The following is a 17317-nucleotide window of genomic DNA, read 5'->3' on the forward strand; positions in this document are numbered from 1 at the left end:
AGAATACCTATTAGTAATACAGGATAGAAATTATCAATTGGACTTATAAATAGAGTAGTAGTACAATAGAAAAAACAGCAACATGTCGAATGTCGACAATGTTATATTATTAGGAGGTTTACAATGAAGAAGAAAGTACTCAGCGCTTTACTTTGTGCAGCTATGGCAGTTTCTATGCTTGCCGGATGCGGCGGATCAAAGTCAGACAGCAAAGAAGCTGACAAGAGCGCAACAGAATCAACAAAAGCAGCAAGTGATACATTTACATTTGCAATCGGTGGGGACACAGGTAATACACTGAATCCGATTACTGCAGATGACCGATGGGGACTTATGACATGTCATATGGTTTATTCACCTGCGTACTATATTTACCAGGATGGAACAATCGACTGGATTCTTGCAGAAAGCATGGATGCGTCAGAAGATGGTAAAGTTTATACGATGAAGTTAAAAGAAGGATTAAAGTGGAGCGATGGAGAACCGTTAACAGCAGATGATATTGTATTTACTTTTAATTCTATTAACGATATGAAGCAAAATCTTTATGTAGGTGGGGAACCGATCAAAGTTGAGAAAGTAGATGATACTACAGTAACATTTACACTTGCAGAACCAAGTGCTTCTGTAGTAGAACTTCTGTCGGCAGAGACATTTATTGTTCCAAAGCATATCTTTGAAGGAAAAGGAAGCTTTGACGTGAATATGCTTGAAGATAAAGTTGTTGGATCTGGTCCATATATGCTTGAAGAATATAAGACAGGTGAACATCTTAAATTTGTGAAGAATCCGAACTACGCAAACGGAGAAGCAAATATTGATACAGTTGTATATAGAATTATTGAAAATTCTGATACAGCAGGTCTTGCACTTCAGAAACAGGAAGTAGATGCACTGAGCGTAACTGTTGATCAGGTTGACACATTTGAAGGTGATGACAACTTTAACGTTTCAAAATACAGCGAAGGTCGTGTTTCTTATCTGAGACTGAACTCTGTTGCACCGAGTATGAAAGACAAAGATTATCGTGAAGGAATCTTCAGAGCTCTTAATCGTGATGAAATCATGACTGCAGCATTTACAAGTGAAGATTATTACAAATTAGGATATACGTTCCTTCCGTACTCAAGCAGCTACTACACAGAAGACGGAGTTGAAAAGTGGGATCAGGATATAGATAAAGCTAAGAAGCTGACTGCAAATGGTGCAAAATCCTTAAAACTCTGCTATGTTGAGGAAAGCACAGAACAGAAAAATGAAGCACTTACAATCCAGGCTGAATTAAAAGCAGTTGGTATTGATGTTGAGTTGTGTGGTGTGAACCAGGCCGCATACATGAGTGCAGCTTATGATCCGGAATCTACAGATTATGATATGTTCCTTGGAGCATACGTAATGGGTATCGACCCGGATACATTTGCACCGCTGTTTGATTCAACAAAAGATGATATGATGAACTTCCACAATGCAGACATTGATGCAAAATTCAATGAAGCAGCTACAACTCTTGATGATTCTAAGAGAAAAGAGCTGTATAGCGAACTTCAGGTTTTGGTATCGGAAGAAGCACTTCAGTATCCAATGGGTACAAGTATGAAGACAGTTGTTACAACTGCCCGTGTTGGAGGACTTGATGATGCACAGTTCGTACCGATTTATACATTCGGAGATGTATCAAAATTAACTTTAAAATAATGGATGACGGGGAGGAGGGTTAATAAGCCTCCTCCCTTTTTTAGCAGAAACTATATTTGGAGGAAGAGGAATGAAATATATTGTAAAACGTATTTTACAGGCAATTCCATTACTGCTTATCATTACATTTATCTGCTTTATGCTGATCAATCTTGCGCCGTATGATGCAATTGATTCAATTACGACACCGGATATGACAAAACAGGAGATAGAGGCAAAGCGAGAAGCGTATGGACTAAATGATCCTGTAATTGTTCAGTATGGAAGATGGCTTGGGAATATCTGCAGGGGTGAATTTGGTTATTCACTGAGATCCAGAACAAGCATTTCTTATGATCTTAAGAGCAGAATTCCGTCTACGATCAAACTGGTGTTGCCGTCATATCTGACAGCTTTTTTACTGGCAATCGTATTAGGACTGGTTGCCGGAAGTCATAAGAATCAGTGGCAGGATAAGCTGATCGATGGAATCTGTTCCATCGGAATTGCGACACCAACTTTCTGGTTTGCGATGATCATCATGTTTTTCTTTGGTTATAAGTTAGAGCTGTTCCCTCTGATGGGAATGCATACGATTGGAAAAGAAGATTCTATTCTGGATTTTCTGCAGCATTTTATTATGCCGTATGTAGTTCTTACTGTTGGATTTATTCCGGATCTGACCAGATATGTGCGTGGCTCTACAATTGGGCAGCTGAAAGAAGATTATGTAATTGTGCAGAAGTCATTTGGCGCAAGCAAAGCAGAAATTTTGTTCAAGCATGTCAGCAAGAATGTCCTTCTTCCGCTGATTACCAAACTTGGTATGGCGCTTCCGATGCTTGTAACCGGAGCGGTTATTACAGAGACGATCTTCTCATGGCCGGGTATCGGGCCTTATTTTGTAAGTGCAGTACAGGCAATGGATTATCCGATCGTTATGAGTATTCTTGTGCTTTCAGGAACCCTTGTTATTCTCGGAAATCTGTTATCGGATATTTTATATTGTGTGACAGATCCTCGAATTAAGTCAATGAAATAGAGGGGGGTAAAGATGAAAAAGAAGAACAGAAGACTTGAGAATGTAAAATATGAGTTTAAACATAATAAGCTGGCTATTTTTGCGGCGGTATATTTGATTGCAATTATTTTAGTCAGTGTTTTTGTTGTATTCAGCAGTGTAGATCCGGATGCTCTTGACGTAGCGCATAAACTGCAGTCACCGTCATCTGCACACTGGTTTGGAACAGATGAGCTGGGACGGGATTATTTTATCCGTGTATTATACGGTGGACGTGTATCACTGGTTGTTGGGGTACTGGCGATGCTGACTTCGATTGTAATTGGTGTAACCGTTGGTATGGTAGCGGGCTATTTTGGCGGAATTGTGGATAATATTCTGATGCGTATTGTTGATGTGTTCAGTTCTATTCCATGGATCATTATGGTAACCGTTGTCGGACTGTTATTTAAGAAAGGTCTTGTATCTATTATTATTGTAATTGGTCTGTTCAGCTGGATGGAAATCGCCAGACTGGTGCGTTCGGAAGTGCTTTCTGCAAAAGAGAGGGAGTATGTGCAGTACGCAGATTTTATCGGAATTCCTTCTGGAAAGGTTATCATGTCACACGTATTTCCGACCGTATTTCCAACGATCATCACAGCAGCAACAGCACAGATAGCAAGTGCGATCATGGTAGAAAGTTCACTTAGCTTCCTGGGACTTGGTGTTGCGGCACCGATGTCCAGCTGGGGAAGTCTGCTCCAGAGCTCACAGCAGTATCTTCAGAAGGCACCTTATATGGCAGTTCTGCCGGGCATTCTGATCATTCTGACCGTGTATTCTTTCAATAAATTAGGGGATGTACTTCGTGTGTTTGTAGAACCGAGAATTACAGCAGGTGATAAAGATGAGTAAGAAGAATGTATTAAATGTAAAAAATATGAATGTTTCTTTTAAAAGTCATGGACAGGAAGTAAAGGCTGTAAGAGGAGTCAGCTTCAGCGTAGATCAGGGTGAAATCGTAGGTCTGGTTGGAGAATCCGGAAGTGGAAAATCTGTAACCATGAAAGCAGTTATGGGGATTCTGCCAGACAACGCAGAAAGAACTGCTGAGTCTATCTTTTTAAATGAAAGAGAATTAAAAGATCTGTCGGATGAAGAATGCAGAAAGGTCCGTGGAAAAGAGATGACCATGATTTTCCAGGATCCGATGACCGCACTGAATCCACTGAAGAAAATCGGAAGCCAGATCGAGGAAGTTATTATCCGGCAGAGAAAATGTTCTAAGAATGAAGCGAAAGAAAAAGCATTAGAAATGCTGAAGAAAGTAGGTATCCCGAATCCGGAAGTCAGACTTGGACAGTATCCACATGAATTTTCAGGCGGTATGCGCCAGAGAGTTCTGATCGCGATGGCACTTGCCTGTGAACCGAAGCTGCTGATCGCAGACGAACCGACGACAGCACTTGATGTTACGATTCAGGCGCAGATTCTGGATCTTTTACATGAACTGAAGGATGAATTCCATACTTCGATCATGCTGATCACACATGATATGGGTGTAGTAGCAACTGTCTGCAGCAAGGTTATCATTATGTATGGTGGTCTGGTGATGGAGAGCGGTACGGTTGAAGAAGTATTTTATGAACCAAAGCATCCATATACAAAGGCACTTCTGAAAGCAATTCCTTCACTGGATCTGAAAGAAGGCGAGCGTTTACAGTCTATTCCGGGACTTCCGCCGTCACTGATCGATCCTCCGAAAGGATGTCCGTTCGCGGAACGCTGTGAGTATGCAACTGAAAGATGTAAAAATGAGAAACCAGAGTATACCGAATTTACAGAAACACACAGAGCAATGTGCTTTTTAAATGAGTAAGGTGGGGAGATAGATGAATAAAGAAATATTAATATCTGCAACGGATTTGAAGAAGTATTTCCCGGTTCATAAATTTATGGGCGGTAAGCAGTATGTAAAAGCGGTAGACGGTGTAAGTCTTGAGATCAATAAAGGCGAAACTTTTGGTCTGGTTGGAGAATCAGGCTGTGGAAAATCAACACTGGAACGTACCCTGATCCGTATGTATGATATCACAGATGGAAAAGTAACCTATAAAGGAAAAGATATTACAAATGAAAAAGCGAAGAATCTGCAGTGGATGAAGGATGAAGTGCAGATCATTTTCCAGGATCCGTATTCTGCTTTAAATCCATTCTGGAATGTTCGTGAAATTATCAATGAACCTCTTAAAAAAGCCGGAATGGAAGAGAAAGAGGCAGAAGAAAGAATTGAGTATTTATTAAATAAAGTTGGAATGTCAAAAGCAGATATGGATAAATTCCCGTATGAATTTTCCGGTGGACAAAGACAGAGAATCGGAATCGCAAGAGCACTTTCAGTTAATCCGGAATTCATCGTATGTGATGAGCCGATCGCAGCACTGGACGTATCGATCCAGGCACAGGTTGTCAATATGCTGGAAGATCTGCAGAACGAATTCGGTCTGACGTATCTTTTTGCAGCACATGATCTTTCAATGGTACGCTACATCAGTACCCGAATCGGAGTTATGTATCTTGGAACATTGGTTGAGGTGGCAGAGAGCAATGAACTTTATACCAATCCGATGCATCCGTACACAAAGGCACTGCTTTCCGCAATTCCGATCGTGGATCCGTTAAAAGCAAGAGAACATAAAAGAATCCAGCTCAAAGGCGAGCTGCCAAGTCCGATGAATATCCCGGAGGGCTGCCGTTTTGTGACTCGTTGTCCATATGCGACAGAAGCCTGTAAAAACGGTGTCCCGAAACTCCAGGAGATTTCAAAAGGACATTCCGTTGCATGCCATAGGGCGAAAGAAATCTTGTAAAGAAAATTGACATAAAAGTGTAAAGATGCTAGTATAATAAATAGAAAAGGTGCTACCGATGACGGTTCGCCTGATATTATTTGGTTATTAAAAATAACCGCTCATGTTTTCTCAGGACGATGGGCGGTTATTTTTGCGTCTTGGAATCATGCTTTCCACGCACATACCCAAGACTGTAAAAAGTCGCACACAGTGAAATAGCACCTTGAACTTATGGTAACAAACATAAAGGAGAAAATCAATATAAAATAAAATGACAGAATTGTCTAATCCATCAACTGCAATTCATACAATTTCTTATACAACCCATCCTTCGCCAGCAGCTCCTGATGGGTTCCGGATTCTTTTATTTCCCCGTGATGCATCACAATAATTTTATCTGCATGCTGGATCGTAGAAAGCCGGTGTGCGACCATGATCGTAGTTCTTCCATCCATTAGCCGCGCAAGTGCCTGTGTGATCAGTGTTTCGGTTTCTGTATCGATGTTGGCAGTTGCTTCATCGAGAACAAGGATCTTTGGATCATAAGCAAGTGTCCGTGCGAAGGACAAAAGCTGGCGCTGACCGGCAGATAGAGTACTTCCGCGCTCTGTGACCGGCTCATCATATCCGTGCGGCAGTTTCTGAATAAATGGATCTGCATTTACAATTTCGGCAGCCCGTCTGACATCGTCCGGTGAGATTGCTTCATTATTCAGCGAGATATTACTTTTGATGTCTCCGGTGAAGATGAAGACATCCTGTTGAACCTGACCAATCGCACCGCGGAGCACATCCAGATCAATTTCATGAATATCAATCCCATCAATCAGGATCTGTCCCTTCTGGATATCAAAATATCTTCCGATCAGATTTAAAATTGTAGATTTTCCTGCTCCGGTAGCGCCGACAAAAGCAGCCTTTTCACCCGGATGGATTACAAAACTTACATCTTTTAAAATATAATTTTCCTCTTCGTAGGCAAACCAGACATGGCGGAATTCAATTTCACCAAGAATATTGACCGGAGCCGGATCGGTCGGAGATACGATTTCTGGTTTTACATCAAGAACACTGAAAATCTTTTCTGCGGAAGCAATGGAAGACTGCAGGGTTCCAAGCTGTTCGGAAAGCTCCTGGATTGGCTCAAAAAAGGAGCTGATGTAGGTGATAAACACGAACAGGGTTCCGAGAGAAAGACTTCCATTTAACACAGAAAGGCTTCCGGTACGGATAACAAGGATCATGGCAATGACCGAAACCAGATAGATTGAAGGCCGGAAGATCGCAAAAGTCATGATCTCGCGGAAATTGGCACGGTACAGTTCCATAGATTTGCCTTCAAATTCACTGTATTTCTCTTTTTCGCGTGCAAAGATCTGGATCAGCTTCATACCGGAAATATGTTCGGACAGGAAGGTGTTCAACTCTGTGATTTTATTTCTTGTGATCTGGTAAGCTTTTCTGGAGAGATGCCGGAAAACAAAAGTCAGGATTGCAACCAGAGGTAAAAGCAGGAAGGATATACCTGCCATTTTCACATTAATTGAGAGCATGACAACAGCGTAACCAATAATCTTAACAACGTTTTTAAAAAGTTTCACAAGAATGGTGGAAAACAGTTCGTTGACTGCTTCAGTATCGTTAGATACACGTGTTACGAGCTTGCCAACCGGTGTTGTATTGAAAAAAGAAAGTGACAGGCTGTGTATATGTGTAAATGTTTCTTCACGCAGTTTGTACACGATCTGCTGGCCCATCTTCTGCAAAAGCCAGGTGTCGGCAAGGTTCAGGAAAAATCCGCTAAAAAGCAGCAGAAGAAACAGGATTCCGGCTTTTAGGATCCCCTTAAAATCATTTTGTCTTAAAACCTTCAGATCATTGGAAGTAAGCTTCTGTGCACCTTCTCTGACATAATTTTTTAAAACAGATGTATCGGCATTTTGTAGTGCAGTACATTCAGAGCGGGTGAGATTTTCTGCCATGTAATAGTGATCCTTCCAGAGAAAAATCTGATAAAAGGAAGCAGAATCCGCCTTAGATACTGCCTGGTCGCGCGACAGTACAAGACCGTTCCAGTTTATAGCGTCCGAAGCGGAAACGTCGGCTTCTACATACGGATGATAATAACCGTTGATATACTGGTCGATTGCATTTCCGATGATGATCGGGCGGTAAAGTTCCACAGCAATGATAAAGAGAACCAGGACAGTTGCCAGGGTCATTACCCATTTATGCGGTTTTAGATAACTTAAAAGTCGTTTCATCTTATGGCTACCTCCTGTTCTCCAATGGAAGCTTCCAACTGTTGCTTTTCAAACATATCTTTATAAATACCATTTTTCTGAATCAGTTCGGTGTGTGTTCCAAGCTCTTTCATTTCCCCGTTTTCAAGTACCATGATCAGATCGGCATGCTGTACTGTGGAAATGCGGTGTGCGATCAGGATCGTTGTTTTCCCTTTACGATCGTCCCTGAGATTATGCAGGATATGTTCTTCCGTATCGGTGTCGACAGCGGAAAGGGAGTCATCAAGAATCAGGATCGGCGCATTTTTCATCAGGGCGCGGGCGATGGAGCTGCGCTGTTTCTGACCGCCGGAAAGCGTAACGCCACGTTCGCCGACGATCGTATCATAGTTGTCAGGAAAATTTGCAATATTATCGTGAATGCAGGCTGATTTTGCTGCGGCGATAATACGGCTCATATCCTGTGACTTTGTGCCGAATGCAATATTTGCTTTCAGAGTATCGGAAAAAAGAAAATTATCCTGTGGTACATAAGCAATATTTTCACGCAGAGTTTTCAGCGGAATTGTGTTGATATCATGGTCATCCAGATAAATCATGCCTGGCTCGGTGTTGTAAAGCCGGAGCAGAAGATTGACCAGAGTGGATTTTCCGTTGCCGGTGCGCCCGATGATGGCAAGGGTTGTCCCGGATGGGATGTCCAGATTGATATCATGCAGTACCGGAGAAGTATTTCCAAGGTGTGCAAAGGTCAGGTGGTTAAAACGGATATCCCCGTGCAGGGTGTCTAAAGTCGTGACAGAAGCAGTATCTTTTACATTTGTCTGTGCTTCCAGGATTTCCTGTACACGGCGGATGGATGCAGTTCCCTGGGAAAACATGACGGCAGCTTCCGAACAGGCGAGCATCGGCCATACCAGCATATTGACATACTGATTGAAAGCTACGAAGCGTCCGAGTGTAATCTGTCCGATCAGGGCGAGGTATCCCCCATAAAGGAGTGAGGCAAGACTGGAAAATCCGATGATCACATCCAGAAGCGGGATCAGGATGGCTTCCAGCTTTGCGATGCGCATACTTTTATCCATGGTGTCCTGGTTCTTTTTGGAAAAAGAAAGGATTTCTGCCTGCTTGCGAACAAAGGCCTTGATCACACGGATCCCGGAGAAGCTTTCCTGTACAAAGTCGGCAAGATTGGAAACACTGTCCTGACGTTCGGTGTAGAGGTTATCCAGTACCTTTCCGTAATGCATATAGCCGAAGCAGATGATGACCATCGGGATCAGTGCCAGAAGGGTCAGTTTTATATTGACATAATACATCATCTGGCAGACGACCAGGAGCGTCATGACTACGGAATCAAAGATGCAGATGACAGCAGGACCAAGTGCCATGCGGACCGCATTTAAGTCACTGGTAAACCGGGTCATCAGATCACCTGTTTTGTGGCTGTTGTAGTATTCCACATCCATAGTTTCCAGATGGGAAAACATTTCATTACGCAGTTCACGCTCGATAATACGTGCGGTTCCAAAAAGAAAATAACGCCACAAAAAACGGCCGACTGCAAGCAGAAGACCAATCAGAAAGATCCCAAGAAGACAGGTACGAATGGAACTCCAGGTAATGCTGCGCGCGGTAAGACCATCGGTAATGATACCGGTAAGTTTTGGAATAAATACACTTGCCGCATCTACAGCAAAAAGAGTAAGGATTCCGGCAATATAGCGATATTTGTATCGTCTGACATATTGCATGATAAAGGGCAGTGGTTTCATATCAATGCCTCCTGAAAATGATAATTTTTTTCTATATAAATTATTATAGAGGATAGAATCTGGGGTGTCAAAGATTCCGTCAAATAAACGGGAAATACTTTGTGAAACAGGGGGAATTTCGTGAAAACGACAATTGCAATTTAAGATACATTTTTCTATAATGACGGGAGGTAAAATGTTAATGAGATAAACAGAGGGATTATATGAAAACATTACAGAAAGATTTGACGACCGGGAATCCGGGAAAAATTATTTTTAATTTCACACTGCCGATCTTCATTGGAAATGTATTTCAGCAGTTCTACAGTATGGCAGATACGATTATCGTAGGAAAGTTCGTGGGAACCAAAGCACTTGCGGCTGTTGGAAGTACGGGAACGATCATGTTTCTGATCAATGGATTTATTCTGGGAATGACGGCAGGATTTACCGTACTTACAGCACAGAAATTTGGCGCGGGTGATATGAAAGCAATGCGCAAGACTGTAGGAAATGCCGCGATTCTGGCGATTATTATGTCTCTTATTATGACTGTGCTCGGAATGATGGCAATGAAACCGCTTCTTGGGATTATGAAGACACCGGATGATATTTTCAAGGATGCCTATGCGTATATTATGGTAATCTGTGGTGGAATTGCGGCGCAGATGCTATATAACTTTTTATCCAGTGTCTTGCGGGCACTTGGTAACAGCAAGGTTCCGCTATATTTCCTGATTCTTGCGGCGTTGCTCAACATTGTGCTGGATATGGTATTTATCATTGCATTTCACATGGGCGCAGCCGGTGCGGCATGGGCGACCGTGATTTCACAGGGGATTTCGGGAATCCTGTGTCTGGTATATATTGTGAAGGCGGTTCCGATCCTGCATTTACATAAGGAGGACTGGCGTCCGAGCGGACATCTGCTGAAGATCCAGCTTGCAGTCGGAATTCCGATGGCTCTTCAATATTCGATCACAGCAATCGGAACCATGATGGTACAGACTGCCCTGAATCTGCTTGGCTCCACACAGGTAGCAGCATTTACCGCAGCGAATAAGATCGAGCAGATCGTGACGCAGGCATATGTTGCGATGGGAACCACGATGGCAACCTATTGCGCACAGAATATTGGAGCAGGTAAGATCAAAAGGATCCGTCAGGGATTTAAGTCAATTACGATCATGGGAAGTATCTATTCAGTCGTAGTTGCGGCGATCATTATGACAGTTGGAAAATATATGACGTATCTGTTCCTGTCTGGGGATCTGACAGAAATTATGCATTCCGTGGATATTTACCTGAAATGCGTCGGTACTTTCTTTATTCCGCTTACAGTTGTAAATGTTTACCGGAATGGAATCCAGGGAATGGGATATGGACTGCTTCCGATGATGGCTGGTGTGGCTGAGCTGGTTGGCAGGGGCGTTGTTGCCATGATCGCGGCAGGGCAGAAGAGTTACTTTGGGGTATGTATGGCAAGTCCGGCGGCATGGATCCTGGCAAGTGCGTTGCTGATCGTGATGTATTATTATGTGATCCACCAGAATGAGAAGCGGTTTGCGAAGTATGCGGATGAGGAATAGAAAAGTTTTCTTTATAAAGCAAACGGAATGAATAACAGCTCCGGCGAATATACTTTTTAGTAAAGTGGTTCGCCAGGAGCTGTTTTTATGCGCCTTTTTTTATACATATCTGACTTTATTGTCCCTTTTATGATTTTGTCCATTCTTATATATGGAATTTTTGCAGGAGTGAATGTATATGACGCTTTTATTCAGGGGGCAAAGCGTGGATTTGGGACGGTTGTGCGGCTGATGCCGACGTTGATCGGATTGATGACGGCAGTGGGGATTTTACGTGTATCAGGTTTTCTGGAATTTATATCGGAAATAATTGGAAATTTGACGGAGCAGATTGGATTTCCAGGGGCATTGGTTCCACTTACGATTGTGAAAATGTTTTCGTCCTCTGCCGCAACGGGATTATTGCTTGATATCTACAAGGAATTTGGAACAGATTCGAGAAATGGAATGATTGCTTCAATTTCGATGGCGTGTACGGAAACGATTTTCTATACGATATCGGTGTATTTTATGTCAGCAAAGGTGAAAAAAACCAGGTATACTCTTGCCGGAGCATTTATTGCAACATTTGCAGGGCTTGTAGCGAGTGTGTGGCTGGCAGCACTTGTATAAATAAAAGTTGTATATAAAAATTATCGAATGTTGTATTCAGATCTTTTTGAAAAATGTATATATCGCACAATAAAAATGATTACAATTAACAAAAAATGTGCAAAATCTTGACAAAGAATGGAGAGAAACATAGAATATAGTCTATAGATGGTTCGAATCCAATTTTTATACGAAAAGGAGCAAAACATGAACGCAGCAGAAATTATTAAAAAAGAGTTGGATGCAATTTATATTGGGAATCTGAGCACGGTAGATGACAATCTTACACTCCCGGAGAACGGAAAATATGGTGCTCAATTTACCTGGGAGACAGGGGAAGAAAGATTTATTGACAATACAGGAAAGGTACATCGTCCGCTGCATGGCATGGGAAACCGTAAGGTTACACTGACGGTTACCGCAACATATGAAGGATGTAGTGAGTCAAGAGAATATGTGGCGACCGTATTGCAGGAAGCAAAAGAAAATATCGTAAAAGAAGTACGTAAAGTCGTTCTTAATGCACTGGTCGGTGAAAAAGCACATCTTCCGTCTGTTGTGATCGTATATACAGAAGATGGACGTCGCATGACAATGCCAGTGAAATGGAATACATATGAGCCGGCAAAAGAAGAGACAGTGGTTGCAGTTGCAGGTGTGATCGATGGTACAGAAAAGGAAGCATCTGCAGAGATCCATTATAAAAAGGAAATAGTACCAGTAAAAGGACCGGAGAAAAAAGTGGGTTATTTTCCACTTGGACAGGTTCGTTTGAAAGAAGGAACTCTTTATTATAAATACCAGAAGCTGATGGAAGAATATCTTCTTGGAATTGACGATGACCAGATGCTTTATAATTTCCGCAAAGCGACCGGACTGGATACAAAAGGGGCACCTCCGATGACCGGTTGGGATGAGGAAAGCTGTAAACTGAAAGGGCACACGACAGGACATTATCTGTCAGGTATTGCACTTGCATTTGCAGCAACCGGCAATCCAAAATTTTTAGATAAAGTCAATTACATGGTAGCAGAGCTGAAAAAGTGCCAGGATGCATTTGCGGCAACCGGCAAATATCACAGAGGATTTTTAAGTGCATACTCAGAGGAACAGTTCGATCTTCTGGAAGTATATACCAAGTATCCGGAAATCTGGGCTCCGTATTATACTTTGGATAAGATTATGTCCGGATTATATGATTGTCATGTACTTGCCGGAAATGAGACGGCAAAAGAGATCTTGGACTTGATGGGAGACTGGGTATATGACAGACTTTCCCGTCTGCCAAAAGAAACACTGGATAAAATGTGGGCAATGTATATTGCGGGCGAATTTGGTGGTATGCTTGGAACAATGGTAAAAGTCTATGAGCTGACCGGAAAAGAAAATCATCTGAAGGCTGCAAAACTTTTTGAAAATGAAAAGTTATTCTATCCGATGGAAGAAGAATGCGATACATTGGAGGATATGCATGCAAACCAGCATATTCCGCAGATTATCGGTGCAATGGATCTGTATCGGGCAACTGGTGATGAGATTTATTGGGAAATCGGAAAGAATTTCTGGAATATCGTGACTGGTGGACATACATATTGTATCGGTGGGGTTGGTGAGACTGAGATGTTCCATCGTGCAAATACAACGTGTTCTTATCTTACGGATAAGGCTGCTGAAAGCTGTGCAAGTTATAATATGCTGCGCCTGACCAGTCAGTTATTTGAATATACTCGAAGCGGCGATCTGATGGATTATTATGATAATACGCTGAGAAATCATATCTTGACATCAAGTAGTCATAAATGTGATGGTGGAACGACTTATTTTCTTCCACTTGGTCCGGGTGGCAGAAAAGAATTCTTCCTTTCAGAGAATTCCTGCTGTCATGGAACCGGTATGGAGAGCAGATTCCGTTATATGGAAAATATTTATGCGCAGGATGAAGATGCGCTTTACATTAACCTTCTTGTAGATTCCGTGCTGACGGACGAAAATGGAAAAACGATGATTGAACTTCAGAGTGTGGATGAAGAAGGTGTAATGGAAATCCGTTGCCAAAAGGATCAGAAAAAAGTTCTTAAAATCCATATTCCGGCATGGGGGCAGAAGGATTTTAACGTGTCTGTAAATGGAAAAGTTCTTGCAGATACAGCACTTCATGATGGATATCTGGTAATTGATGCAGATCCGAAAGCCGGAGATGTGATCCGACTGGAACTTCCAATGGAATTTCGTGTGTTGGATAACAAGTCTGATGCGGCATTTGTCAATCTTGCATATGGGCCATATATTCTTGCGGCACTTTCAGAGGAAAAAGAATTCCTTGCAGCACCGGCAGTAGAAGAAATTCATATGGTTGATGGAAAATTACAGTTTGAAGCGAATGGAATGAAGATGATCCCTCTTCCGGAAGTAGATATGGAAGCTTATCATGTATATTTTCATAAAGAATAAAAATAAGAAATAAAAAGCAGGAGTGTGCAGTTAAAAAATGTACACTCCTACTTTTTTGTCATATCAGTTATATCATACTTTTGCGAAGATAAGAGATTTAAATAAAATCTTCTTGACGGATTCTGCAAAACAGTGGATAATATTGCACAGTAATCACATGTGACAAGACAGTAGATTATACACTAAAAGAATGACAGGAGCAGGAGAAAGTTATGAAAGAGTTTCTAAGAAAGAAAAATATTATCTTTTCAGCGAAGCGATACGGAATCGATGCGCTTGGTGCAATGGCGCAGGGACTGTTTGCATCGCTTCTGATCGGTACGATCATCAGCACACTCGGAGAACAGCTTGGTATAGGAATCCTTGTAACAGTAGGCGGTTATGCGAAAGGAGCAACCGGAGCTGCGATGGCAATCTCGATCGGAGTAGCACTTCAGTGTCCGCCGCTTGTATTGTTTTCACTGGCGGCAGTCGGAATGGCAGCAAATGAACTTGGGGGTGCCGGAGGACCTCTTGCGGTTTTGGTCGTTACGATTTTTGCAGCAGAATTTGGAAAACTGGTTTCAAAAGAAACAAAAATAGATATTATTGTGACACCATTTGTGACGATCTGTGTGGGGGTTCTGCTTTCACTGGGATGTGCACCGGCGATCGGAGCAGCGGCAAGTACCGTAGGAACTGCGATCATGTGGGCGACTGAATTACAGCCATTTTTCATGGGAATTATCGTATCTGTGATTGTTGGTATTGCGCTGACACTTCCAATCAGCAGTGCAGCGATCTGTGCGGCACTTTCACTTACCGGGCTTGCAGGAGGTGCTGCTGTAGCCGGCTGCTGTGCACAGATGGTTGGTTTTGCGGTTATGAGTTTTAAGGAAAATAAATGGGGTGGTCTTTTTGCACAGGGAATAGGAACCTCGATGCTCCAGATGGGAAACATTGTGAGAAATCCGAGAATCTGGCTTCCGCCAATACTGGCATCCGCAATTACCGGTCCGGTCGCAACCTGTATCTTTCATTTGAAGATGAACGGTGCGGCAGTGGCATCCGGAATGGGAACCTGCGGACTGGTCGGACAGATTGGTGTGTACACTGGCTGGGTAAATGATATTGCAGAAGGAACCAAAGCTGCAATCACCGGAATGGACTGGGCAGGTCTGGTGCTGATCTGTTTTATTCTTCCGGCAGTGCTTTCCTGGGCGATTGCGATTCCGATGAGAAAATGTGGCTGGATCAAGGAAAATGATCTGAAACTGGATCTGTAGATTCAAGTGTAAATTATATAAAATGTGTTTGATGGGCTATCCTGTGGGAATGTTTCGGATTCTCACAGGATAGTTTTATTTTGTGTGAAATAGGATCAATCTAATAAATTTTTTTCCACCTCATCATATACGATCTTAAATGGCGCCGGTCCCACATCCAGTACCGCCCTGTGAAATTCTTTCTGGGAGAATTGATTTCCCAGGGCATCTGCCATCTCCTTTTTCAATTCATAAAATTTCAGGTATCCAATATAGTATTTCAGATAATTGGCAGGACTTCCAATGATCAGTTTGTAGACACTCTGTACTGCATTTGGATCATTGATCCCGTAATCGCTGAAAAAGCGGACTGTATCAGTTACAGACCAGCCGTCATAATGAATTCCCATGTCTGCAAGCGCATAAAGTCCAAGAATGACAGAACTGTTTTTCTGGAGAAGGGATGCTTCAGTCTTAGGGAGAGGTGCAAGGTAGTAGGACATCATTTCTGCATAGGTGGCCCAGCCCTCAACGTATCCGCCAAAATCAAGAATGCTCCGAATAGGATCCGGCTCAGAAGCAGAAAAATAGACGGTCTGGTACAGATGTCCGGGATAGCCTTCGTGAGCAAGGGTTGTGTAGAGATTCAGCCCTGAGGCGGTCTGCCCGTTGTTAATGTAGATGACATTTTCCGTTAGATTGTCAATGGCAGGGATCATATAGAAAGCTGGACTTAGATAATCCTGCATGGATTCCGGAACATATTTGACCTGGAAATCAACATCAGGAATTTCCGGGAATGTATCTGTGATTTTGGACCTGAGATCGTCCAGCATGGAATCAGGAGATGTCTGTTCCAAAACAGATGCCTGGGTAAGTGCTGCGTCAGCAGGGAAGAGAACCTTCTGCATGGCACTTAGATCTTCCAGTATCTGTGCCCTGGTCATCAGTCGCAGACGGGAAATGGACTCATTGCAGCCGGTAGTCTGACGCACCAGATATTCATAGTATTTTTTTCCATAAGGGAAATGGCTAAGTCCCTGTTCATTCATTCCTTTTCCTTTCAGCGATTTGATAGCGGTGATCAGATTTTGATAAGCGGGATAAATCTCTTCTGTTACAAGTTTCATATTTTCTTTCTGAAAAGAATCTTTTTTGTTTTCAGGTAAAAGATCCAGTGACGCGATCCGCTCGTTAAATGTACTGACCAGATAATTCTCTTTACCCATATCGATAAAAGACTGGCAGGTGTCCAGAACAGAATCAGCCTGGTAATCCGGCATAAAAAGACCGGAAGCAGCTTTTTTCTGCTCAAACCGGATGACAGAATCAAAATAGGAAGGCGTTTCTTTTAAGAGAGCCAGATAGGTTTCTACATCCTGTGTGTCGTAAAAGCTGTATTCCGAGAGCAGAACAGGCAGCTGCGTATGGATACCGGATACGGGGCCCAGAGGCTCCTGATAAAGCAGATAATCTGTCCCTGTGGATGCATTTTTAAGATAAGTATCCAGGATTTTAAAGGTTAGTGCATTTTCCGAAGAAAGAGTGTCGGGATCAAATTCCTGCAGAGAAGAGAGAACATTTCTGACAGAAGCCTTTGCAGCAACGGGATCAGAAGAAAGACTGCCGTATGTAGCCGGGATGTCCGCGATGCCATAGTCAGAAGGAGAACGCAAGGTATAGTGAAGGCTGATGGTATTTGCGGATACTTCTGTCTGGAAGAGACTACGTGTGAAAGTACGGAATTGCCGGTCGGAGGATTCTGCATGCAGGGAGCTCCAAAATGCATTGCCAGACAGAAAAGAAATCAGAATGACCAGCAGACAACAGGGAAGGATCAGAAAAATTTTTTTCCGGTGTTTAAGAATTAAATGAAACATAAAACTCCAGAAGAAATGATGTTGTTTCTA

General features: G+C 42.5%; 12 protein-coding genes. 9 read left to right on the top strand and 3 right to left on the bottom strand.

The window, feature by feature from the left end:
- Positions 1–123 precede the first annotated feature (123 nt).
- The 5 genes from PGW42_RS08765 to PGW42_RS08785 all read left to right on the top strand — a co-directional run bounded on the left by PGW42_RS08765 (position 124) and on the right by PGW42_RS08785 (position 5547).
- Positions 124–1695 (top strand): ABC transporter substrate-binding protein, encoded by a 1572-nt coding sequence (locus PGW42_RS08765; RefSeq protein ID WP_270203196.1) that lies wholly within the window; start codon positions 124–126, stop codon positions 1693–1695.
- 70 nt (positions 1696–1765) lie between these two features.
- Positions 1766–2716, top strand: a complete 951-nt coding sequence (locus PGW42_RS08770) for an ABC transporter permease (RefSeq protein ID WP_055297364.1) — start codon at positions 1766–1768, stop codon at positions 2714–2716.
- Between the two features lie 12 nt (positions 2717–2728).
- Entirely contained in the window at positions 2729–3592 is an 864-nt protein-coding gene (locus PGW42_RS08775) for an ABC transporter permease (RefSeq protein WP_117824651.1), read from the top strand.
- Entirely contained in the window at positions 3585–4556 is a 972-nt protein-coding gene (locus PGW42_RS08780) for an ABC transporter ATP-binding protein (RefSeq protein WP_055297360.1), read from the top strand. Before PGW42_RS08775 ends, PGW42_RS08780 begins: the two co-directional genes overlap by 8 nt.
- 13 nt (positions 4557–4569) lie before the next feature.
- Entirely contained in the window at positions 4570–5547 is a 978-nt protein-coding gene (locus PGW42_RS08785; RefSeq protein ID WP_117824653.1) for an ABC transporter ATP-binding protein, read from the top strand.
- A gap of 266 nt (positions 5548–5813) precedes the next feature.
- Here the strand turns inward: PGW42_RS08785 and PGW42_RS08790 are convergent, their stop codons facing one another.
- Positions 5814–7793, bottom strand: coding sequence for an ABC transporter ATP-binding protein (locus PGW42_RS08790; RefSeq protein WP_270203195.1), 1980 nt, complete (start codon positions 7791–7793; stop codon positions 5814–5816).
- The gene (locus PGW42_RS08795; protein ID WP_270203194.1) at positions 7790–9553 is read right to left on the bottom strand and encodes an ABC transporter ATP-binding protein; all 1764 of its coding nucleotides are present in this window, start codon (positions 9551–9553) and stop codon (positions 7790–7792) included. The genes PGW42_RS08790 and PGW42_RS08795 overlap by 4 nt, the downstream gene beginning before the upstream one ends.
- Before the next feature lie 203 nt (positions 9554–9756).
- Here PGW42_RS08795 and PGW42_RS08800 point away from each other — a divergent pair, with 203 nt between their 5' ends.
- The 4 genes from PGW42_RS08800 to PGW42_RS08815 all read left to right on the top strand — a co-directional run bounded on the left by PGW42_RS08800 (position 9757) and on the right by PGW42_RS08815 (position 15428).
- On the top strand, positions 9757–11121 hold the full coding sequence (locus PGW42_RS08800) for an MATE family efflux transporter (protein WP_055248143.1): 1365 nt from the start codon (positions 9757–9759) through the stop codon (positions 11119–11121).
- A gap of 87 nt (positions 11122–11208) precedes the next feature.
- Positions 11209–11733, top strand: a complete 525-nt coding sequence (locus tag PGW42_RS08805; protein ID WP_270203193.1) for a spore maturation protein — start codon at positions 11209–11211, stop codon at positions 11731–11733.
- 186 nt (positions 11734–11919) lie between these two features.
- Positions 11920–14163, top strand: a complete 2244-nt coding sequence (locus tag PGW42_RS08810) for a beta-L-arabinofuranosidase domain-containing protein (protein ID WP_270203192.1) — start codon at positions 11920–11922, stop codon at positions 14161–14163.
- A gap of 212 nt (positions 14164–14375) precedes the next feature.
- Positions 14376–15428: a PTS transporter subunit IIC gene (locus tag PGW42_RS08815; RefSeq protein ID WP_270203191.1), complete on the top strand. Its 1053-nt coding sequence runs from the start codon at positions 14376–14378 to the stop codon at positions 15426–15428.
- A 95-nt stretch (positions 15429–15523) separates the two neighbouring features.
- Here PGW42_RS08815 and PGW42_RS08820 read toward each other — a convergent pair whose 3' ends face one another.
- A complete protein-coding gene (locus PGW42_RS08820; protein ID WP_270203190.1) occupies positions 15524–17287 on the bottom strand; it encodes a DUF885 domain-containing protein in 1764 nt (587 codons plus the stop codon).
- Between the last annotated feature and the right edge of the window lie 30 nt (positions 17288–17317).

Source organism: Coprococcus sp. TM115-187 (assembly GCF_027679115.1).
In the GTDB taxonomy this organism is placed as follows: domain Bacteria; phylum Bacillota; class Clostridia; order Lachnospirales; family Lachnospiraceae; genus Allocoprococcus; species Allocoprococcus comes.